Source organism: Echinicola sp. 20G, from assembly GCF_015533855.1.
Lineage (GTDB): Bacteria > Bacteroidota > Bacteroidia > Cytophagales > Cyclobacteriaceae > Echinicola.
This window is the reverse complement of sequence record NZ_AP024154.1, coordinates 1,199,313-1,221,921: the sequence shown is the minus strand read 5'-3', so window position 1 is coordinate 1,221,921 and position 22,609 is coordinate 1,199,313. Positions and strand designations below refer to the sequence as shown.

General features: G+C 40.5%; 18 protein-coding genes. 11 read left to right on the top strand and 7 right to left on the bottom strand.

What is annotated here, in order from left to right; genetic code table 11:
• Nucleotides 1-4: 4 nt before the first annotated feature.
• The 4 genes from recG to JL001_RS05335 form a co-directional block, all read right to left on the bottom strand.
• On the bottom strand, nt 5-2,098 hold the full coding sequence (gene recG / locus JL001_RS05350) for an ATP-dependent DNA helicase RecG (RefSeq protein WP_200975115.1): 2,094 nt from the start codon (nt 2,096-2,098) through the stop codon (nt 5-7).
• 172 nt (nt 2,099-2,270) lie between these two features.
• The gene (locus JL001_RS05345; RefSeq protein WP_200975114.1) at nt 2,271-3,266 is read right to left on the bottom strand and encodes a DUF2268 domain-containing putative Zn-dependent protease; all 996 of its coding nucleotides are present in this window, start codon (nt 3,264-3,266) and stop codon (nt 2,271-2,273) included.
• Between the two features lie 106 nt (nt 3,267-3,372).
• The gene (locus JL001_RS05340) at nt 3,373-4,704 is read right to left on the bottom strand and encodes a Gfo/Idh/MocA family protein (protein WP_200975113.1); all 1,332 of its coding nucleotides are present in this window, start codon (nt 4,702-4,704) and stop codon (nt 3,373-3,375) included.
• A gap of 311 nt (nt 4,705-5,015) precedes the next feature.
• Nucleotides 5,016-6,083 carry a phosphotransferase enzyme family protein gene (locus tag JL001_RS05335; protein WP_200975112.1) on the bottom strand — a complete coding sequence of 356 codons (1,068 nt, stop codon included), beginning with the start codon at nt 6,081-6,083 and terminating at the stop codon, nt 5,016-5,018.
• Between the two features lie 368 nt (nt 6,084-6,451).
• On the opposite strand from JL001_RS05335, the gene JL001_RS05330 reads away from it, so the two are divergent.
• Nucleotides 6,452-8,233, top strand: a complete 1,782-nt coding sequence (locus JL001_RS05330; protein ID WP_200975111.1) for a sodium:solute symporter family protein — start codon at nt 6,452-6,454, stop codon at nt 8,231-8,233.
• Nucleotides 8,234-8,386: 153 nt separating this feature from the next.
• Nucleotides 8,387-9,832 (top strand): sulfatase, encoded by a 1,446-nt coding sequence (locus JL001_RS05325; RefSeq protein WP_200975110.1) that lies wholly within the window; start codon nt 8,387-8,389, stop codon nt 9,830-9,832.
• 23 nt (nt 9,833-9,855) lie between these two features.
• Here the strand turns inward: JL001_RS05325 and JL001_RS05320 are convergent, their stop codons facing one another.
• Entirely contained in the window at nt 9,856-11,466 is a 1,611-nt protein-coding gene (locus JL001_RS05320; RefSeq protein WP_200975109.1) for a glycoside hydrolase family 10 protein, read from the bottom strand.
• Between the two features lie 52 nt (nt 11,467-11,518).
• Entirely contained in the window at nt 11,519-12,100 is a 582-nt protein-coding gene (gene gldD, locus JL001_RS05315; RefSeq protein ID WP_200975108.1) for a gliding motility lipoprotein GldD, read from the bottom strand.
• 119 nt (nt 12,101-12,219) lie between these two features.
• Between gldD and JL001_RS05310 the strand changes: the two genes are divergently transcribed.
• Nucleotides 12,220-12,747 (top strand): DinB family protein, encoded by a 528-nt coding sequence (locus tag JL001_RS05310; protein ID WP_200975107.1) that lies wholly within the window; start codon nt 12,220-12,222, stop codon nt 12,745-12,747.
• A 72-nt stretch (nt 12,748-12,819) separates the two neighbouring features.
• Here the strand turns inward: JL001_RS05310 and JL001_RS05305 are convergent, their stop codons facing one another.
• Nucleotides 12,820-13,854 carry an NTPase gene (locus JL001_RS05305; protein WP_200975106.1) on the bottom strand — a complete coding sequence of 345 codons (1,035 nt, stop codon included), beginning with the start codon at nt 13,852-13,854 and terminating at the stop codon, nt 12,820-12,822.
• 74 nt (nt 13,855-13,928) lie between these two features.
• Here JL001_RS05305 and JL001_RS05300 point away from each other — a divergent pair, with 74 nt between their 5' ends.
• The 8 genes from JL001_RS05300 to JL001_RS05265 all read left to right on the top strand — a co-directional run bounded on the left by JL001_RS05300 (nt 13,929) and on the right by JL001_RS05265 (nt 22,466).
• Nucleotides 13,929-14,825: a M20/M25/M40 family metallo-hydrolase gene (locus JL001_RS05300; RefSeq protein ID WP_200975105.1), complete on the top strand. Its 897-nt coding sequence runs from the start codon at nt 13,929-13,931 to the stop codon at nt 14,823-14,825.
• A 67-nt stretch (nt 14,826-14,892) separates the two neighbouring features.
• Nucleotides 14,893-16,002: an acyltransferase family protein gene (locus tag JL001_RS05295; RefSeq protein WP_200975104.1), complete on the top strand. Its 1,110-nt coding sequence runs from the start codon at nt 14,893-14,895 to the stop codon at nt 16,000-16,002.
• 115 nt (nt 16,003-16,117) lie between these two features.
• On the top strand, nt 16,118-16,489 hold the full coding sequence (locus tag JL001_RS05290; protein ID WP_236252721.1) for a hypothetical protein: 372 nt from the start codon (nt 16,118-16,120) through the stop codon (nt 16,487-16,489).
• A gap of 92 nt (nt 16,490-16,581) precedes the next feature.
• Nucleotides 16,582-19,548, top strand: a complete 2,967-nt coding sequence (gene secDF, locus JL001_RS05285; protein WP_200975102.1) for a protein translocase subunit SecDF — start codon at nt 16,582-16,584, stop codon at nt 19,546-19,548.
• A gap of 268 nt (nt 19,549-19,816) precedes the next feature.
• On the top strand, nt 19,817-20,491 hold the full coding sequence (locus JL001_RS05280) for a hypothetical protein (RefSeq protein ID WP_200975101.1): 675 nt from the start codon (nt 19,817-19,819) through the stop codon (nt 20,489-20,491).
• Nucleotides 20,492-20,543: 52 nt separating this feature from the next.
• Nucleotides 20,544-20,978: a hypothetical protein gene (locus JL001_RS05275; RefSeq protein ID WP_200975100.1), complete on the top strand. Its 435-nt coding sequence runs from the start codon at nt 20,544-20,546 to the stop codon at nt 20,976-20,978.
• 36 nt (nt 20,979-21,014) lie between these two features.
• Complete coding sequence (locus tag JL001_RS05270) at nt 21,015-21,698, top strand: hypothetical protein (protein ID WP_200975099.1); 684 nt, start codon at nt 21,015-21,017, stop codon at nt 21,696-21,698.
• Nucleotides 21,699-21,707: 9 nt separating this feature from the next.
• Nucleotides 21,708-22,466 carry a sensor histidine kinase gene (locus JL001_RS05265; RefSeq protein WP_200975098.1) on the top strand — a complete coding sequence of 253 codons (759 nt, stop codon included), beginning with the start codon at nt 21,708-21,710 and terminating at the stop codon, nt 22,464-22,466.
• The last annotated feature ends 143 nt before the right edge of the window (nt 22,467-22,609 follow it).

Here is a 22,609-nt window from a genome sequence, read left to right as displayed (position 1 = left end):
TATTTTAGCTAATCCTACTCCAATTGACTGCGTGTTTCTTCTGGTTTTTGATTTGCCTTAAAACCATGGCATTTTGTGGAAGCTGTAGATTTGGGTCTTCTTGGATAAGTGCTTGCGCAGCATCTCTGGCCATGGTGAGGATGGGGGCGTCTTTGCTGAGGTCTGCTATGAGCAGGTCGGCTACCCCACTTTGTTGGGTGCCCATCAGATCGCCCGGTCCGCGAAGCTTGAGGTCCACATCAGCAATCTCAAAACCGTTATTGGTTCTTACCATGGTGTCCAGCCTTACGCGGCTGTCCTTGGAAAGTTCATATTTGCTCATCAGGATACAGTAAGACTGTTCTGCTCCCCGGCCAACCCTTCCCCGAAGCTGGTGGAGTTGGGATAAGCCAAAACGCTCTGCATTTTCAATGACCATGACTGAAGCATTGGGTACATTTACCCCCACTTCAATCACAGTGGTGGCCACCATGATTTTGGTTTCGTTCTTTACAAAACGTTGCATCTCAAATTCCTTATCGGCCGGTTTCATATTGCCATGGACGATGCTAACAGGATATTGGGGAAAAGCCCGACAAATACTTTCATAACCATCCATAAGGCTTTTGAGGTCCATTTTTTCAGAGTCTTCGATCAACGGATAGACCACATAGATTTGCCTGCCCAATTCGATTTCCTTTTTCATAAAACCAAAGACTTTCAGTCGGTCTTTGTCAAAGCGATGGATAGTTTGGATAGGCTTTCTTCCTGCGGGAAGCTCATCGATAACCGAGATGTCCAAGTCTCCATATAGTGTCATGGCCAAGGTTCTTGGAATGGGCGTAGCGGTCATGACCAAGACATGAGGATAGTAGTTTTTGTTTTTAGCCCAAAGCTTGGCGCGCTGTGCTACTCCAAAGCGGTGCTGCTCATCTACAATGGCTAGTCCTAGATTTTGAAACTGCACCACATCTTCTAACAAGGCATGTGTGCCGATCAGGATATGCAATTGCCCATTTAAAAGCTCTCCATGGATCCTTTTGCGCGCTGATTTTTTGGTAGAGCCAGTCAAAAGATCAATACGCAGCCCCATCATATCAGCAAACTCCTTAAGTCCTTCAAAGTGTTGTGTGGCCAAAATCTCAGTTGGGGCCATTAGACAAGTCTGTGCGCCAGAGCTGATGGCGATCAGTGCACAGATAAAAGCAACAATGGTCTTGCCACTGCCCACATCGCCTTGAATAAGCCGGTTCATCTGCTTGCCAGAACGCATATCATTATAGGATTCTCGAATGACCCGTTTTTGTGCATTGGTAAGGTCAAAGGGAAGATGGTCCTTGTAAAATTGGTTCAGCAGCTCAATTTGTGTGAGGACTTGTCCTTTAAATTTTTCAGTCCTGGTCAATTTTAATTTGAGAAGCCTTAGCTGCACGAAGAAGAATTCCTCAAATTTTAGCCGAAATCTGGCTCTTTTGAGCCTTTCTGGATCATCGGGAAAGTGGATTTGCTTGAGGGCATCATTTTTGGCTGTCAGGTTAAAACGACGTAAGACATCGTCAGGCAATGTTTCCTGAATTTGGGGATACGCGTTTTGGACCAAGGTGGCCATAATTCTGGAAATTCCCTTGCTGTCCAGGTACTTTACCCGCAGTTTCTCTGTCGTAGGATAAACTGGTTGAAAAGAGCTTTTTTCTTCCTGGGCAGCTGTTAAGGGTTCCATTTCTGGATGGGCAATGCTAAATTTGCGGCCATACTGGTTGGGTTTTCCAAAGAAAATATAAGTGGCACCAGGCAAGAGTTTTTTGGCTACCCATTGGATGCCTTTGAACCAAGTAAGCTCCATCTCGCCAGTCTCATCTTCGATGTAGGCGACCAATCGTTTTTTACGGGCCAAACCAATCGTTTCAAGTCGTCGGACTTTAGCAATTACCTGAACATGTTCCAGGTTACCATTGATCTGGTTGATTTTGTAAAATTTGGTGCGATCCTCATACCGGAAAGGATAGTGTTGGAGAAGTTCTCCAAAGGTAAAAATATTAAGTTCCTTATTGATCAAGGCGGCTTTTTGTGGTCCTACTCCCTTTAGAAACTCAATTTTGGTATCAAAGAATCCCGGCAATGTACTCCTTTCTTGGTGTCAGTTTAAATTAGGCCACAAATTAATTTTTAATCGTGTGAAAAGCTATAGATGTTAGCGATTATTGGTAAATCCTGTGTACCTGTTGGAGGTATTTAGCTAGGGCTTCTTCTTTGCTCACCTATACTTTTTCAATAGAATAATTAAGTTGACTTTACCTTAAAGATTCGGCATAGTTACTTTGCTCCAAGACATCTTTGATAGGCAATTCATAGATATCCTTCCAAGAGCCTTTGCCATGATTTTGGACGTACTTTTCAATAATCCTAAAGCCAAGCCAGTAAAATAGTGTTTTGGGAGCACCCATTTCTTTTCCCAATTGACGTAAAGGGTCGTCTTCACCGGATTGAAAGAAATGCGGTGCACATTGTTCAAAAATTTCCTTTTCGTGATCAAGATACCATTGCCACTCGGCTTCACTCATTTGCTCTACGGCTTGTGCTTTTGTAATTCCTCCATCGAAATAGCGATAGGTGTAATAACAAGCAAAGCCTTCATCAATACATAAACGCAGGGGACTTTCTTTGTCAGGGTCATTTGCACGGGTAGGCTCATAAATGAAATGGTTCAGTTCATGGGGAATGCCTTCTTCAACCATGTTGATCACATCGAAATTACTATCCAAAAGGTCAAGGATAAAAGCATCATTTTCCATTCCCCCAAAGCCGATTCCTTCTACTGGGGACAATATGATACTCAGTTTTACATTTTCAGGGGTTCTTCCAGTCAGTCTTTTTAATCCTGTCAAGCTTGCTTTAAGCGTAGAATCAAAATTTACTTCAAGTAACTGATCTATTCTTGATTCAATAGTATCCAAGTGATCTTGATAGATGTCTTTGTTCCAACTGATCATTCCTGCTTCTGTGGAAAATCGGACAGAATCAAAAAGTACCCCATAGAGTTCCTTCCAGATTTTAGGATGTCTTTCAAAAACCTTTTCGATGACCATGGTGCTGTCATAGCTATTTTCGCGGTGGGCCAGGATTTGATACTTGAAAAGGTTATAAATGGTGATGTCATTTATTTTGATACTGTCTGGCAGGTTTCTGACACGGTCAAAAATATCTTCTGAAACGCTTTCTTGCCTGGCCTTTTGACAATGTGTAAAAAGTATGATGGATAAAGAAACAAGGAATAGAGACTTTTTCATAACATAAATTAAGGTTCACTTATGAGTAAGTCAAATGGATGGTGGTCAATTAGTGCATAAAAAAAGGGACCGAAGCCCCCTTTTTAAATCAATCAACTAATACATATTAAAATTCTCTGTATGGTGCATCCAATAGTGCATTGGCTTCTTCTTCTGCAAATCGGGCTGTTTTGGCATCCCAGTGAAGTGTTTTGTTCGGGAATCTACCGGCAATGGTTCCTAACAGAATAGTTTCCGTCAGCCTTGCTGCATAATCAAACGGAGCGCTGGTCTCATCTTTACCCAAGCAAGCATCCACAAACTGGTGGTAATGCTTTTCTCCTTCACTGTCATAATCCCTCACAGGCTGGCCAATATGTTCGGTACCACTAAGATCCAATTCTTTATACTCACCGTCTATAATTAGCTTAGGTAGCTGCATAAAGTGAGGAAGCAGTAGTCGTCTTCCATCTTCACCAATAAACATGGCGCCTTGGCCTGGCAGTTCATCTCCATTAGGTAATTTCAAATCTTTGTGCTTAGCAGGAGCTCCAGGCCCATCATACCATACCCATTCCAAGGTTTCGGTGGTATATGGGGTCTGAGGGAAAGTATAGGTCACTTCATTGTGCTCAGGGAAGCCAAAGCCAGTTGGTTTGCGGCATTTGTTTTTGATGGTCATTGGGACATCAAGCTCTAAAGCATTGTAAGGTGTGTCAAAGATATGGACACCCATATCGCCCAAAGTACCACAGCCGTAGTCCAATACTTTTCTCCAATTTCCTGTGTGGTAATAACCCTTTTTGTATTCTCTTTCAGGGGCAGTACCTAACCATAAGTTCCAATCCAAAGTGCTTGGTACTGGATCAGATCCTTCAGGAGCCTCTCCATCAAAGCCCCAGTTTTTAGGAGACCAAGCCCTAACGCACTTCACTTTACCGATGATGCCTTCACGGATTAGGTGTGTTGCTAGCTTATAGTCATAAAAAGAGTGCACCTGGATACCCATTTGGGTAATGATATTGTTATCTGAGGCAAATTTTTTCATCGCCCTTGCCTCTGTTACATGATGGGTCAAAGGTTTTTGGCAATAAACTGGTTTGCCTTTTTCCATGGCCAACATAGAAGCTGGAGCGTGTGTATGGTCAGGAGTGGATACAATTACTGCATCGATTTCATCTGACATTTCTTTGAGCATTTCACGGTAATCCGCATAGGTTTTTGCTTTTGGGTGCATGGCTTTTGCAGTTGCCAAAGCGTTGCTGTCCACATCACATAAGCCCACTACATCGACTAAACTATGAGAAGAGATGGCTTTCAAATCCGCCATACCCATATTGGATACACCTATGTGTGCCGTACGGAGCCTCTTACCTTTTGCCATGGACCACACTGATCCAGGGAGCATAGATACTGCGGCAAGGGCTGCTGTATTTTTAAGAAATGTTCTTTTTTTCATGGGGTACTGTTTATTTATAAGGTTAAAGCCGTTATTTTATTCTGTAATTCTAACTTTTTACAATAATCTATCCAAGATACAAAAAAAAATAAGTAATCTAACTAGAGATAAGCAAAGTCTTTAAAGATTACTCTTATGGACTGAAACTTTGATAGACCTACTTTTTTCTGTGATAAATCCACGCTAAAATCAAAATTGAATATTTTGATTACCTCAATTATATACGTCTAAAGAATAAAATACCCCCAAATGAATAGGAAAAGAAGAATGGAATGCCTCAGATGAACCCTCTATATCAGATAATTGGTATCTTAGACATTTTTAATCAGTAATGAAATGGATTCTCGCTTTGACTGGAGGGCTTGAAGCAAGAGCGCTTGGTTTTTAGAGCGATGAAAGTTATGCTCTGGGTAACTGATTGGATAATAGATATTGCCATTTAAATAGTCCGTGAGAAAGCGAAGTCCCATGATACAGGCCATCATTTCTCCTCCAAAAGGCAATGATTCTTTTTCTTCTGTCGATAGTTCTGAGTCCATGGCCTCGACAAAGCCTTGAAGCAAAGCTGCGTATTTGTCAAGGTCGATATCGATCTTGCTCCATTCGACAGAACCTTCTTCTTCAGTGCAGGCCACTGTACGCACCAAGTCACCGAAATCATAAAAAACATAACCTGCCATAACGGTATCCAGATCAATTACGGCATTTATCTTACTGAAGTCATCAGAAAAGATAACATTGTTGATCTTGGTATCATTGTGGGTGACCCTAAGGGGAAGTGTTTCAACATAGTGTTTGTACTTCCTTACCAGAAGCACTTGCTTTTTATAGAACTCGATCATGTCCAATACTTCTCCAGACAACTCAATTTGAGTGTTTTTGAGTGCCGTTTCAAACTGTCGGTAGCGAAGGGAAAGGTCATGAAAACCTTCGATAACTTCTTCCAAACCATCAGTTGTGATACCGGCACAAGCTTTAATGAATCCTCCAAAAGCCTGAGCGGCCAGGTAAGCCTGCTTTGGGTTTTCTACCTTGTCTATACATTTCCCTTCTACAAAAGGGAATAGCCTGTAGAAGACGTTTTCATGGTCTGTAAACAGCTTACCAGCAGTGGTGCGCATGGGAAGGGGCAAGTTAAACTCCAGGTTTTTTCCATGAAGGTGAGTTTTTACTTGCTGTAAATTACCTGCAATGCGGTCTGGAAAAGGAAAGACTTTTCGATTGAAGCTTTGAAGAATATATTGCTGAGAAGGAATGTCCACTAAAAAAGTTTTATGAATGTGACCAGAGCCATATTTTTTAACCTCAGTAACTTCCTCTTCCTGACCATAGTGCTTCAAAAGCTGACCTATTACCGCATTCATATTCAATTCAATCATTAGTTTGATAACGCCTTAAGTTTACTAAAAGGTCAGCTCTGCTTACCATTTCAAATTTAAAGTACAACCTGAAATTTATAATTCAAAAGAATTTGAAACCTTTTATTGCGTAAACCGAACGCAAAAATAAAAAATAAGCGTATTAATATATGTTTTCGTCAATATTTATTTTCTTTGGGAAAATTAAAGTTAAGTTAACAAGATTTCACTTTTTGTAATTCGTGAATAATTGAATACATTAGTGAAATTTATTTCAAAAGTGCGTTTTATTAAATGTAAAATTTTATAAAACTTCATTTAACAACTTTAACGCACCCAAAAAAAGTAAGTTACCGATTTTACTAAATCACTAAATACATTAGGATATTATGAACATCTCTCCAATTGACTGGGGCATTATTGCGGCCTTTTTCATCATTTCCTTGCTGATAGGCGTGTTTACCTCAAAATCTGCAGGTAAAAGTTCTAAGGACTTCTTCTTATCTGGCAGAAGTATGCCATGGTGGCTTTTGGGTGTTTCCATGGTTGCTACCACCTTCTCAGCGGATACCCCTAACTTGGTTACGGATATTGTAAGGAATAATGGTGTCTCTGGTAACTGGACTTGGTGGTGTTTCCTTTTGACCGGTATGCTCACTGTGTTTGTTTATGCCAAACTTTGGAGAAGGTCTGAAATCAATACTGATTTGGAATTCTATGAATTAAGGTATGGAGGAAAAGCAGCAGCTTTTTTAAGAGGTTTTAGAGCAATCTATTTGGGAGTGTTCTTTAATATTATGATCATGGCCACTGTCTCTCTGGCAGCCATTAAGATTGGTGGGGTGATGCTCGGACTAAGCCCGGTACAAACTTTATTGATTGCTTCAATTGTGACAGTTGTATATAGTTCATTGGGTGGATTGAAAGGGGTTTTGTTGACTGACTTCTTCCAGTTCTTTATTGCCATGGCCGGTGCAATCGGTGCTGCCATCTATATTTTGGATCTTCCAGAAATTGGATCTTTGGACAACCTGTTGGCTCATCCTAATGTGTCTGACAAGTTATCTTTTCTTCCTGATTTTAATGATATGAACTTGGTGATTCCTTTGTTCTTGATGCCTATCGCGATCCAATGGTGGGCAACATGGTATCCAGGTGCTGAGCCAGGAGGTGGTGGTTACATCGCCCAAAGGATGCTTTCTGCCAAAGATGAAAAGAATGCAATTGGAGCAACCTTGTTCTTCAATGTAGCGCATTATGCACTTCGTCCTTGGCCATGGATCATCATTGCTTTGGCTTCATTGGTGGTGTTCCCACAGATCAGTGATATGCAAGAAGCTTTCCCACATATTCCTGCAGATAAATTGGGAGATGATTTGGCTTATTCTGCCATGCTGACCTACTTGCCAACTGGATTGATTGGTATTGTATTGGCCTCTTTGATTGCTGCGGTAATGTCTACTCTTTCTACACACTTGAACTGGGGTTCGTCTTATGTGGTAAATGACTTCTACCAAAGATTTGTAAAGCCTGATGCTTCTGATAAGGAGTTGGTAAACGTGGGAAGAATCTCAACAGTGGTATTGATGGGCTTGGCCGCTCTATTGGCCTTGGCCTTGTCCAATGCACTTGAAGCGTTTAATATTTTGCTTCAGATCGGTGCAGGTACTGGATTGATCTTTATTTTAAGATGGTTTTGGTGGAGGATCAATGCTTACACAGAAATTTCAGCGATGATCATTTCATTTATCGTGGCCATCTTCTTTGAAACCATCAACCCTAAGTTTGGTATCATCAATATCCCAGAAGGAATGGAGTATTTGAAGTTACTTTATGGTGTCAGTGTGACCACGGCCACTTGGGTGATCGTTACCTTGGTGACCAAACCAGAAAATGATGAAATCTTACTTTCTTTCTATAAAAAAGTAAAACCAGCAGCCTATGGATGGAGAAAACTGTTGAACAAGTATCCGGAAGTAGAAGCTGAGCAAGGTCAGTTGCCATTCGAAATTGGTTTGATGGTGACCGGTTCGGTAGCAATTTACTCCGCCTTGTTTGCCATTGGATTCTGGCTATATGAAAATACCATGTCAGCTATCATTGCTTCCATCGTGAGTGCTTTGGCCTTCACTATTTTGATCAGAAGCTGGGGCAAGATCAAGTTGTTTTAAGATACCTGACTTGTAATCGATATTAATAAAGCCGTCCAAATTTGGACGGCTTTTGTTGTTTCTGCCTGATGTTGGTCTGAAAAGTTTGATTTAAAATTTTATACAGATAATTTATAGGTATTTCGCAAAGACCTATTAAAACCTAACATGCAGATGATGAAGCAAACCTTTGGAATATTTCTGGCCCTGTTGATTTTTATTTCACCGGTTTGGGCCCAAAGTTCAAAAACAAATTTTATTATCATCATTGCTGATGATGTGAGCTGGGATGACTTGGGCTGCTATGGTAATGCTCAGGCCAAAACACCGAATATTGACAAAATGGCTGCTGATGGCTTGCGCTTTGAAAATGTGTATTTGACGGCCAGCTCTTGCAGTCCTAGCAGAAATTCAATTTTAACAGGCCGTTATCCACATAATACTGGTGCGGCAGAGCTCCATACCGAGCCTCCTTTGAATATGAAGTCTCTTCCCGAATTTCTGAAGGCCCAAGGCTATTATACAGCCCAGGCAGGAAAATTTCACATGGGTGAATATGCAATGAGAGGGTTTGACGAGGTTCATACCAAAGATGGAGGTCCTGGTGGAGAGGATAAATGGGTGGAGCTTCTTGCCGAAAGACCAAAGGAAAAGCCCTTTTTTATGTGGTTTGCTTCTCATGACGCGCACCGCCCTTGGGGACCAAATGATTTCTCTGGAACACATCTAGCTGAGGAACTCACTCCTCCCTTTTACTTGGCCGATGAAATGGCTACCAAAACAGATTTGGCGAAATATTATGACGAAATAGCCCGCTTGGACAGTTTCTTGGGAAAAGTTATGGATCAATTGAAGAAACAGGGATCACTAGATAATACACTCATTTTCTTTATGGCAGACAATGGTCGCCCATTTCCGCATAGCAAGACCAGGGTAAATGATAGGGGTATGAAAACACCCTTTGTGGCGCATTGGCCAAGTGGTTTAGGGAAAAAAGGAACCACTTGTTCACAACTGATCAGTTCCATAGACATTGCCCCAACAGTTCTTCAATTGGCTGGTGTGGATATTGATAAGCAGTTTCAAGGAAAATCCTTCCATCAACAATTGGTCGATCCCAATCTACCCTTTAGGAACTATGCTTTTGCAGAGCACAATTGGCATGATTATGAGGCACATGAGCGGATGGTTCGGTCTGAAAGATGGTTGTATATTCTGAACTCCAGACCCAACATTCCCCAGTCAGGTCCATTGGATGCAGTGACTAGCCCTTCTTATCAGGACTTAGAAGCCCTTCGTCAAGCAGGTGATTTATCTGCAATTCAAGCGGATATTTTTGTGACACCAAGACCTTCTGAAGAGCTCTATGATATCGTAAATGACCCTTTCCAACTTTATAATTTGGCAGCAGATCCTAGCCACCAAAAGGATTTGGTAGAAATAAGACAAGTCTTGCTTCAGTGGCAAGAGGAAACAGGAGATACTACTCCCCAAGATCTCACCAAAAGTTGGTATGAAATCGCTGAGTCTAGAATAAATACACCGCAATCTGGAATCCGAGGAGAAATGCCCGGGGCAGCCAAAAATGCTACTGAAATTAATCGGAAAGGTCCTTTTTAATTAAGTGATTTAAAATAATCGGCTCAAGGTTTCCAAATTTTAAGCTGGGAAAGCTCACCATAATTTCCCAAGAATCCAATTGCAAGAAAAGGATAGTTTTGGATGGCCGGGTGGTTAAAGACAAAAGTCTCTCCATCAAAAGAGCCACTTGTCCGTAAGTTTTCTACCAATTCCCATCTGCCTGCATTATTATAGCCGTAGAGGACTACTTCTTTAGAGAGATAGGCATTGGAGATTTGCAACTGAAGTCCCCTGGCGGAAAGGTGTTTGCTGCTGATCTCAGGCTCAATATTGGACATGACATCAGAAAGAATCTTTTGGGAAGGTGCCAGAGCTGGAGTGGCATATACATTTTGAAGGAGCAGATTAGCCACATCCCGGTTGTTTCCCATCAAGGAGCGGGCACGGAAGAAAACATTCCCTTCTACTCCTGGGATTGTGCGTGCATAGGCCACTTGATTGGGTAGTTCAAAAGTACTTGTCCACGCTTCGTCTCCATCATTCCGTACTTTATAGGATCCGTTTCCGATATAGATAGGGATATCTTGAGCCTTATCGGACCACCACTTCAGCAGCGTTCTGTAAGAAGCAGCGTCATGGTCCATGCTCCAGTATACTTGAGGTGCGATGTAATCCACCCAGCCATTTTTTATCCATACCAATGGATCGGCATAGAGGTCATCGTAGTTGGTTTGTCCTGCTTTGGTGGCAGAGCCTCTTGGATCCTGCGAGTTGTTTCTCCAAACCCCAAATGGACTTACTCCAAAAGCTACCCAAGGCTTTTCTGAATCAATTATTTCACTTGTTTTTCGGATCAGTTGGTCCACATTTTGGCGGCGCCAGTCGGCCAAAGAACTTCCTCTTCCATGTTGGCGATAGGCATTTTGATCTGCAAATTCTAGTCCTTTGATCTTGTAGGGATAGAAGTAATCGTCAAAGTGGATGCCATCCACATCATACTTTTGAACGATTTCTTTGACAATGTTTGCGATATGGTTTTGGACTGCCGGAAGCCCGGGATTATAATATCGCTTGGTGCCATAGGTAATCATCCAGTCAGGATGACGGAAGTAATCATGTTTTGGGCTCAACTCTTTGGTGTCGAGATTGAAGGTGGCACGATAGGGATTCAGCCAAGCATGAAATTCCATGCCCCTTTCGTGGGCAGCTTGGATCATCCATTTGAGTGGATCCATGGAGGTTTTCGGGGATTGTCCTTCTTTTCCAGTTAAAAATTTGGACCACGGGGCCAGTTCAGAAGGGTAAAAAGCGTCACCTGCTGCCCTTACTTGAACAAATACAGCATTGAAATTGCGCTGGTGATAGAAATCCAAGATTTGAAGGAAATCCATTTTTTGTTTTTCAAAACTGTCATTTCCAGAGCTAGGCCAGTCAATATTAGCCACAGTAGCAATCCAGACACCTCTCATTTCCCTAGAAGGCGCAGTAAATAGTGGTAAGGTCTCCGGTTGATCCGAAGGGGTAGTAACAGGGTTTTCTCCTGAGGGTTTTGGAGCTGGAGTCTCTTGGACAACTGGGGTGTCATTCGGCTGATGAATTTTTTTTGACCCCGCACAGGCAGCGAATAATATCAGAAAAGCAAAATAGCTTATGCTTTGAAGTGAGAATTTCATGGAGTTATGGTCAAGCTGGTTTAGGATAAGCCAATTATATTATAAACAAAAATCAGTCCTTAGTTTTGAATTCAAGGGTGTTGATCAAATGCATCATGTCGCTTTTGATGTATTCAATGACAGGTGCCAAGGAATCATTTTTCACGGCTGTATTAAAATATAAGGCTCCTCTTAGAAAGTTGTTGGTTGAATCGGTCACAAAAAACTGAAATTGGGTGGGCACTTCACCGCTTAACTCGGCAACGACCCCTGTATAACCTTTTGGTGTTCTGATCACACCTTCTTCTATGCTGTAGGCTTTTACTTGATGTTTAGCGGTTAAGTTAAAGGCATCATCCAAATAGCTTTTCAAATTGTTTTGGTTGTTGTTGATGGCCTTGTAAGTGAGGTGAACTTTTGCGCCTAAAGTTGGATAGCTGATGTTGATCCAATTTTTTTCTTCGAGATTAAAGGAATCCATCTCAACTTCACTTATTTCAGGAAGGTCAAATTGATAAGGGTAGTTGTCATTTAATTTTACAAATTCTTTTTGAGGTAAATCAATGCGGTTAAAACCCTTTGGTTTGGGTAAGTAGGTTTTGTCGCAACTCACTAACACGAACAATATAATCCAACAAATATTCCTGAATTTCATATCCCCAAAGATAGAAAATAGATAAGATACTCTTCTTTAATGCCTATTATTTTGCCGCATATGCTACGTTTTATGATTAAACTTCACGAAATTAGGTACTTAACCAAAACCTAAAAACCATGACCAAGATTTTCAAAACCCTAGTTTTAGTGTTTATACTAAGCACATCCTCATTTTATGCCCTACAAGCACAAACCACCCAAGAAGAGTTTTTGGCCAAATGGAATACCATGAAAGGCTATACAGTTGAGATATTGGAAGCCATTCCCGAAGACAAGCTTGGTTTCAAGCCTGTTGAAGAAGTGAACAGTTTTGACGAAATGGTCATGCACTTAGCTGGTGGAAACGTGATGATGGCCAAGAATTTTCTTGGCGGCGCTGACCCGACCATGGATATGGAAAGTGTCAGTATGACCAAAGCAGATCTAAAAAAAGCTTTGGAGTATTCTTTTGATTATGTTGCGGAAACCTGTAAGGGACTTTCTGATGATGAATTGGCAGAGCAGATAGAAGTATTTGGAGGGGCAATGATTACTCGCCGTCAAGCTGAAAACCTAATAGATAGCCATGGGATCCATCACAGGGGCAATTTAGTGGTTTACCTAAGGCTAAATGGTATTAAACCTCCGCAGTTCCGAGCTTGGTAACTTCCTTAAAAGCTTAAAGATAAAGTCCCCAAATGGCTTGCCTTTTGGGGACTTTTGTACTTAAAAAAAGGTTTATTGTTCCTGGTTGAGATTTTTTAAGAAATTGATCAAAGCTGTTTTTCCATCAGGGTCAGCATCCCAAACGGGGCCCGTGTATAATTCATTTCTGACCAAAAATTTGATATAATATTTAACAACAATCCTATTTGGATCGTCAATGTTTGTGGAATTCAAGCTCATACTTTCCATCAAGTCAGCTTCCCTGCCTTCCACTCGCATCAATACAAATTGGATCCGGTCTTTGATTAGGGCATCAGCGGATCGGATTTCTGTTAGAAAAACCGTTTCATAAGGATAATATTCTTTCAAAATGTTTTCCAAACTTGCTTTTTCAGCCCTTTGTGCGGCGAGGATCTGGTCAGAAGATTTTCCTAACAAGTCATAGCGAAACTGGGTCAATAAAGCGGCTTCACCAGAAGCTCCTGATAAAGGAATGCCTAATTTGAAGACATCCAGGTTGAGAGGGTTTTTGGCAATGAACCTTGTTGAAGCAGGTAGGCTTGGCCCTTGGTTTCCTGATGGGCTGCTGCTGCTTTCACCACCTCCTACCAAGGGAGGCAAGAAGGCTGGAACATCGAGAGCCATCAGGTTTTTTGAACGTAGTCCTTTGCCAGCAGCTATAAGGTTTTCATTGAGTACACTTATCGCTGAAGCATTCAATGACCAATGGTTTCCGGCTTTGATCAAATTACCATTTCCAGAAAATTCCATGATGTTGACAAAGAAATCCCCGGAACTTTTGCGGGTAATAGTGACAATATTTCTGACCATTCTTTGCTCAAAGTTTTTGGCATAGGCAGCTTGGATTTCCTCGGATAAAATCACTTCCTCCAATTCATAATAGGCAATTGGGTCCCCCCCTGTTTCCACTAAGGCCGGGTGGATGGTTTCAGCGATTTCTTTCCATTCCATGATGGGCCTGGCATCAGGGGCACAAGAGATCAGCACTATGGCTTTGCCATTTAAAAAGTGATCTGGTAATTGACTTTGGCCGAATGTTTGAAATGACAGCAACAGGGTGAAAAATAAGGCCGAAATATATTTCATAGATAATTGATCGTTCCGAAAGACTAAATTAGTATTTTCACCGATATACTTCATGCATATCAACTGTTAATCCCATGAGAACGCCAAAAATCCTCATTTTAATACTTTTCATTGCTTCTTCAAGCTTACTGTCTGCTCAGGAAATAGACAGGGCACAACTGATGCAGGATTTCAAATACCTTGCTTCGGATGAATTAAAGGGGAGAGCTGTGCTCAGTGAAGGCAGTAAGAAAGCGCAGCAACTGATCAAAGAACGCTTCAAGGCACTAGGGTTGACCAGTCAATATGAGGACTATACCCAGCTGTTTGATTTCGGAAAAGATAAAAAGGTGGAAAATGCGGCCAATATAGTTGGTTTTATCCCAGGTGTGGAAAGTGAAAAAATTATAGTGGTTACTGCGCATTACGACCATTTGGGAGAGCGTGATGGGAAAATTTACAATGGTGCTGATGATAATGCTTCCGGCACTGCTGCCTTATTGGCAATGGCAGCCTATTTTTCTCAAAACCATCCTCAGCATTCTATGATATTTGCTGCATTGGATGCGGAAGAAAGGGGACTTCAAGGTGCCAAAGCTTTGGTTCGTGATTTTCCTTTTCCTTTGGAACAAGTGACTTTGAACATCAATATGGACATGGTCAGCAGAAGCGATAAGAACGAAATCTATGTTTCGGGGACACATCATTATCCCCAATTAAAATCTCACTTGGAAGCAGCTGCCAAGAAGTCAAAGGTGAAGCTGATGTTTGGCCATGACTTACCAGGCTCTGGACATGATGATTGGACAAGTGCTTCTGATCATGCAGCTTTTCATGCTGAAAAGATTCCTTTTGTTTACTTTGGCGTAGAAGACCATGCCGATTATCATAAGGATTCGGATACCTTCGAAAAGGTGGACCAAGATTTTTATTATAATGTGGTAAAGTTAATTCTGGATGCCGCGATCGAGTTGGATCAAAACATAAATTAAATTTTCTGGTAATTAATCATTATTTAATTAATATCTTGACGATTAGTAGCTACTAATCGTTTTTTTTATGTCTAAAAAGAGAATACTTTCGTTGGATGTGTTTCGCGGCATTACCATCTTTGCGATGATTTTGGTCAACAACCCAGGTTCTTGGTCTGCGGTTTACCCGCCTTTATTACATGCCAAATGGCACGGATGCACACCCACTGATTTGATATTCCCATTTTTCCTTTTTATCGTTGGTGTGGCTGTTGAGCTTTCACTAGGGGGGCAATTAAAGAAAGGTGCAGAGAAGCAACAGCTTGTGAAAAAGGCCTTCATCAGGTCGCTGAAATTGATTGGACTTGGACTTCTACTCACTGCATTTCCCTACTTTGATTTGGCCAACTTGCGCTTTCCCGGTGTTTTACAGCGCATAGGGGTGGTTTATTTCATCAGTACTTTGATGTATCTCTACCTATCTCCCAGAACTACTCTGGCAACAGGCGCGGCTATATTGGTTTTATATTGGATCTGTATGACGGTGATTCCAGTACCGGGAATTGGAGAGGCAAACTTGGAAGCGGGAACGAATTTGGCAGCTTGGATCGATCAGCAAATTCTAATGGGACACATGTGGTCTCAAACCAAAACCTGGGATCCTGAGGGACTCTTTTCCACTTTGCCTGCCATTGTAACCTGTTTGTTGGGAATCTTCTGTGGAAAAGTACTTACGGGGAGCTCTGAACATGGTGCAAGACTAAAACAGTGGGTAACCTGGGGCCTAGCATTGTTAATAGGTGGTTACCTTTGGTCATTTGTTTTTCCACTGAATAAGGCCCTTTGGACAAGCTCTTTTGTGCTCTACACTGCCGGATGGGCATTTTTAGGTTTGGCATTATGTTACTGGATTTTGGATGTAAAAGGTTGGCAAAAATGGTCACTGCCATTTGTGATCTATGGGATGAATGCCATTACCGTATTCTTTCTTTCAGGTATCATAGCAAAGTTATTTGGATTGATCAAGCTCAACTTGAATGGAGAAATGGTCAGTCTGAAATTCTTTTTGCAGGAAGTACTTTTTAATGGCTGGCTAGAACCTAAAAATGCTTCTTTGGGTGGAGCTTTACTGATGATGGTCATCCTGTTTATTCCTGCCTATTTGATGTGGAAAAAGAATATTATTATCAAGGTTTAACTTTGCATTCAATATAAATGCTTGATGTGTAGGGAAGTGCAGCTTTTATTGTGTTAGGGTGGATTTTTTTTCAAAAAAATGCTTTTGTTTTAAAAAATACCTACATTTGCTTTCTATGAATAGGAAAAGCAGACAACAGAACTTATTGCACCAAAGGATGACAGTCCTTTTGGTGGCTTTATGCTGCTTTTTGATTTCTAATTCACATTCTTTTATCAACCTGCAAGATGATGATTGTGACTTGACCGAGCAAGTTCACGATCATAATGATGATCAAGATCAGGATCATCAGACTTTTTTGGATGTAGCTACTGATGCGGTAGTGGTCCCTTTTGCTAGCTTGGTGGCAGAAAACACCATGCAATTGATTTATGAAATTGTGGGTTTTGAGGAGCAAATCGTCAGACCACAGGCCTCAATGGCCAAATATCCAAGTCATTTTTTAGAAGTTCTCTTGGAGCGGATCATAGCTCCAAATGCACCGTAATTAATTCCACTTTTCTATCATCTCCAGCTTGGCTTAAAGCCAGGTTTCTACAATTGTAATCAATCAACAAATTATATTTATTTAAGTAAACCATGCAAAACAAAGGGATCATTGTGTTCTTGACAGTGGTGGTTACGGCTTTATGCTTGTATTATCTGTCATTTACCTACGTATCAAGTAATGTCCAAAAGGACGCAGTTGCCTATGCAACAGATGGAAGTGGCAATTTAGATTATGCCAAAAAACAATCATACCTCGACTCCATCTGGAGAGAGCCTGTTTATAACTTCCTTGGCCTAGAATATACATTCAAAGAAGTTAAGGAAACTGAACTAGGATTAGGTCTAGACCTTCAAGGTGGTATGCACGTGACATTGGCCGTTTCGCCAGTGGAGATTGTGAAAGGTTTGGCAGGAAACAGCCAAAATGAAGCATTCAATGCAGCTGTGGAAGAAGCTGAAGAGCAATCCAAAACTTCCAATGAAAAGTTTGTGGACTTGTTTTACACTTCTTGGAAAGACAAATCAGGTGACAAGCAGTTGAACACCATTTATGCTACTGCTGCCAATAGAGGAAGAATCTCTCTAGAGTCTTCTGATAGTGAAATTCTTGAGATCATCGATAATGAAATTGAAAATGCCATCGAGCGTTCTTTCAATATCCTAAGAACTCGTATTGACCGTTTTGGTACTTCCCAGCCTAATATCCAACGTATTCAAGGTACTGGTAGAATCCAGATTGAATTGCCAGGTGTGGATAACCAAGAGCGTGTAAGAAATTTATTGCAAGGAGTCGCTAAGCTACAATTCTGGAGAGTTGCTGAGATCAACGAATACCAAGGTGTATTGCAGAGTATCAACTCAGCCTTAGTAGCTGAAGCAAGAGCGAAAAAAGGAACTGTGGAAACTACAACCGAAGAAGGTGAAGTGGTGGAAGCTGATTCTACTTTGACTGACCTAGAGCGTCAATTGGCAGATGGTGGAGAGGGTGCTGACTCTCTTTCTTCTGAGGTGTCTCCTTTATTCTCTCTATTGAAAGCCAATTATGGTTTAGTATATGAAGTAAAAGATACGATTGCCATCAATAGAATTCTTAAGAGAGATGATATCAAATCTTTGATCCCAAGAGATCTGACCTTTATGTGGTCAGTGAAGCCTCGTGAAGCAGACGATCTTGAACTACTTGAACTTCATGCAATCGAAACACCAAGAGGAACAGATCAAGCTCCATTGGAAGGTGATGTGATCACCGATGCCAAGCAAGTGTTGGATCAGTCTTCTAACCCTGCTGTGAGCATGAGCATGAATGCTGATGGTGCCAGAAAATGGAGAAAAATGACTTCTGAGAATATCGGAAGAAGAATCGCCGTAGTATTGGACAACTATGTGTATACTGCTCCTAATATTATTGGTGAGATTCCAAATGGTCAATCAGAGATTACGGGTAACTTTACCATGGAAGAAGCCAAAGATTTGGCAAATATCTTGAAATCAGGTACACTTCCTGCTCCGACCAAAATTGTAGAAGAAGCCATTATCGGCCCAACTTTGGGTAAAGAGGCTCAGGCACAAGGTGTTAACTCTATGGTTGCTGGTTTGGCGATTGTAGTATTGTTTATGATCGCTTACTATGCCAAAGGTGGTTTTGTGGCTACTGCAGCATTGATCTTCAACATCTTCTTTATCTTGGGGATCTTGGCGCAATTGGGTACCGCACTTACTTTACCAGGTATTGCAGGTATCGTATTGACCATTGGTATGTCCATTGATGCAAACGTATTGATCTTTGAAAGGATCAAAGAAGAGTTGGCTGCCGGTGCTGGTTTGTTACAAGCTATCAACAGTGGTTATAACAAAGCATTCAGTGCCATCCTTGACTCCAACGTTACTACATTCCTAACTGGAGCCATTCTATATGCATTGGGTCAGGGACCTGTAAAAGGTTTTGCAATTGTATTGATGATTGGTATTGCTTCTTCATTCTTCTCAGCGGTATTTATCACAAGAGTAATTGTGTATTGGTTGAGCAAGAAAGGTGAACAAAGCAAAATTTCTTTTGCTACGCCATTCTCTAAGAACTTATTCAGCAACCTTAACATTGATTTCCTAGGCAAGAGAAAAGTAGCTTACTTGATCTCTTCAGGGATTATCATTGTAGGTTTGGCATTTGCTGCAATCAATGGCTTGAAATTCGGTGTTGACTTTACTGGAGGTCGCTCATACATTGTTGAATTCAACCAGCCTGTGGTTCCTTCTGACTTGAAAACTGGTTTGGATAAAGCCTTTGATGGTTCTGTAGAAGCCAAAACATACGGATCCAATAATGTCATTAAAGTAACAACTTCTTACTTGATCAACGAAGATTCCGATGAAGCCAATAGCGAAGTGGAAACTAAAGTTAGAGAAGGTATTGCAGAAGTAACTGGACTGGCTTATGTAGATGATGCCACTCAATTGAGTGACAGTTCATTTGCGATCACTGGTTCTTCTAAAGTAGGAGCTACCGTAGCTGATGATATCAAGAATTCATCTATGGAAGCGATGTTCTTTGCTTTGGTGGCGATTTTCCTTTACATCTTATTGAGGTTCCGTAAGTGGCAATATTCATTGGCATCTATCATTGCATTGATCCACGATACTTTGTTTGTAGTGGCGGCATTTGCGATTGCCAGTGCATTTGGCGCAACATTCGAAATCGACCAAGTATTTATAGCGGCGGTATTGACGGTGATAGGTTACTCTATTAACGATACCGTAATTGTATTTGACCGTATCAGGGAGAATGTGACCAATAGAGGGACTTCTAAATTGGTGAAAATGTTCAATGATGCTATCAACCAAACGATGGCCAGAACCTTGATTACTTCATTCACTACTTTGATTGTGGTGATTGTATTGCTAATCTTTGGTGGCGAGGTATTGAGAGGTTTCTCTTTTGCCTTGTTTATTGGTGTGTTGATTGGTACTTATTCATCCATTTATATCGCTACACCTATCGTAGTGGATTTGATGAAGAAAGAAATCGAACAAGAGAAAGAAGAGGCCAAAAAATTGGCTTGATTGAAATAACTACATGTTAAGAAGGGGCTCTCCAATGGGAGAGCCCCTTTTTTGATTTTTGAAAATGCAATATCAATTTATTGAGGTTTTAGGTGTTGCAACATAATTGGGAGGTGTTCTATAGGGTTTCAAATTCAAACCTCAGTTACTGAAAATACCCGAATCACGGTATTTTTCTTCCTACTCAAACCTACTATCTTGCCGTATTAGAAAAAGTCAATTTTGCACTGTCAAAGTGTAAAAACTAAATACGTGTAAAGGAGTATTTATGAGTCAAACAGCATATTTGGGCGTTATCCTGAGTAGCTTAATCGGGAGCGTCATCTATTATTTCTACCAAAAACCAGCATACAAGAATACGCATAAGATTTTATTACTTACCTTAGCATTTGTGCTTTTCTTGGAAGCAGCAGGTGCATTTACAGGGAGTAGAGGTATAAACAATGTTATGTTGTATAATATCTGTGGTACTTATCTGCAATCATTCTTGTTAGTGTCTTATTTGAAACTGCTTGAGGTCAAAAAGGAAGCAAAGCAGAAGATCAATTTAGCTTTAATGGGGCTATATCTTTGGGGGGGGATAAATTCGATATTTATTCAGCCAATAGATAAGGTTTTCCAGTTATACAGCATGATTCCATTTGGTCTTTTTATTTTGTTTTTGTCCGTGAGGTTTCTCTATCAGGTGCTGAAGTTAAGGATTTATGCAGATGCTAACATAGTAGCAGTTCCTCACTTCTGGATTGTAACGGGTATTATTTTCTTTTATGTGGAGGCGTTAATTTTATTTGGGGTCTATCATTGGAACCCTTCCATAGATTATGCTCTTCTGAAACCTTGGATGGGGCTGAATCGGGCAATGGCTGGGATCATGTACCTTTCATTTGGGCTCTCCTTTTATACACCATACCTGTTTCTAGAAAAGAATTATAGTAAGAGGTAAGCCAACTTTAACTGCCACGCCATAAATAATAATTCACCTAAACATTTAAGCGATGAGCAAAGAGAACAAAAAACTTAGTAAAAATCAGTTTAAGAAACTTAGAAAGAAGTACGAGAAGGAAATAAAAAAAGGCTATCCAGGAGTTAACAAAAAAGGCAAGGAAATTAAGGATCAAACCGAATGGATCTGGTTCAGTAGAAAGGAAATAGAGGAAGTCTTAGCCAAAACAGATGCAGAAAAAGGTGGAATCAAGTTCTACTTTGGAGAATATGATGATAGTTTTGAAAGCACTTTGGGAGAAGAGTACGTGGGCAGATTGACTTTGGCGATGGTACCTACGGATAAAGAAGGTGATCAGAGCTTTGTAGAGTTGGGCGTTTCCTCTGTCGATAGGATGAGTCTAATGACTGAGGAAGATGAAGGAGATGGTGATGACGAAGAAGAAGATGCTTATAATTATGGAAATATGTGTCCTCCAACTTGTTAAAATCAGTATTTTGGCTCTTTATCAATAATAGCAGAAATGACTTTTAATTTATACCTGATTGCCATATTGGTGGGAGCATTGGTAAGCCTGTCAGCTTTAATTTTTAAAACTGACAGGCAATACAAAAAGGCCAACATATTAATTTTTTCTGTGCTTGCAATCGTGTTTATTCAGGAGTATTTGTCAGAAATAGTTAAAAATTATAGTGAAAATGGAAACAACCATATTGTCTATAATTTTTTTGGGATATACCTGATTATTATTCTTTATCTTATTTTTTTTAAGATGGTTTTCAGATCCAACTTAATGAAGAAAAGGATCAATATTTCCATCGTATTATTACTTCTTTTTGGGACGATTAATTCCATTTTTTTTCAACCTTTTACCAGCATTTTTCAACATTATATTCTAATATATGATAGTTTATTGATCATACTGTTTAGCATATCTTTTTATTACAAGGTCTTTAATAGAAATGACTATATCAATTCCAATCTCTTATCCATCCCCTATTTCTGGATCATTACTGTGTTGTTTTTTTACTATTCCAGTACGTTCTTGATTTGGGCCAGTTTTTCATTTTTATTAAAGGCAGATTATCAAGCATTGGTAGTATCCTTATTTGACCTTAATCGGTTGTTAGCAGGGGTAACTTATCTAGTAATGGGAGCAGCATTTTATGCTCCGAGGGTGTTTCAAGGAAAGTATTTTACCACTTAAGCTTGCGATATGCCATCTGATCCAGCTCAATTTGTATTTTTAATTACTTCAGGGGTATTGATTACTCTGGTAATGTGTGGTTTTATTGTAGCGATGGTACTTTTTCATCGCCAGCAACAAATCCGCAATCGGCAGAAGATGGATCATATGAAGGCAGAGTATGAAAGGACAATTTTGGGCGTGGAGAAGGAGATTCAAGAACAGACCCTGTCCTTTATTGGGCAAGAGTTGCACGATAATGTGGGACAAATTCTTTCATTGACCAAGCTTACGTTAAATAATCCTGATCCAGAAAATTTCTCAGAGGGTAAGAGGTTGATCAATCAAGCGATTAAGGAGGTAAGGGCGCTTTCCAAGCGGTTGAATTTGGACTGGGTGAAGGAGGTGAAGCTATTTGACTTTATCAAACAGGAACTCCTGAAGATTGAAAGTTCAGGGTTTTGTAAGACTAAGTTTGAAAGCAACATTGATGAGTTGGAACTGGAGAAAGATAAGAAACTGGTGTTGATCCGGATCATTCAGGAATGCCTAAATAACACCATGAAGCATGCGGAGCCCAATCTCATTACAGTTTCCCTACAGTTGAAGAACGACATCTTGGAGCTAATGATCAAAGACGATGGTAAGGGTTTCGATGTAAAGGACAAGTCCAAAGGAATGGGACTTCATAATTTAAAGTCGAGAATTGAAACGATTGGTGGTGACTTAGAGCTTTTTTCAAAAATAAATGTGGGCACAGAAATCAAACTTTTATTGCCCTTTGCCTAGATTACTATTAAATTAGTAGTGAGAAACACCCTTAATAATGCGATTTAGCAAGAACTTAACGAATTAAGCCTCTTCATTTGCGGTTTTGAGTAATTTCTAATTATAATCATTATTCTTGAGCTTTTTTGAGAAAATGATTTTTC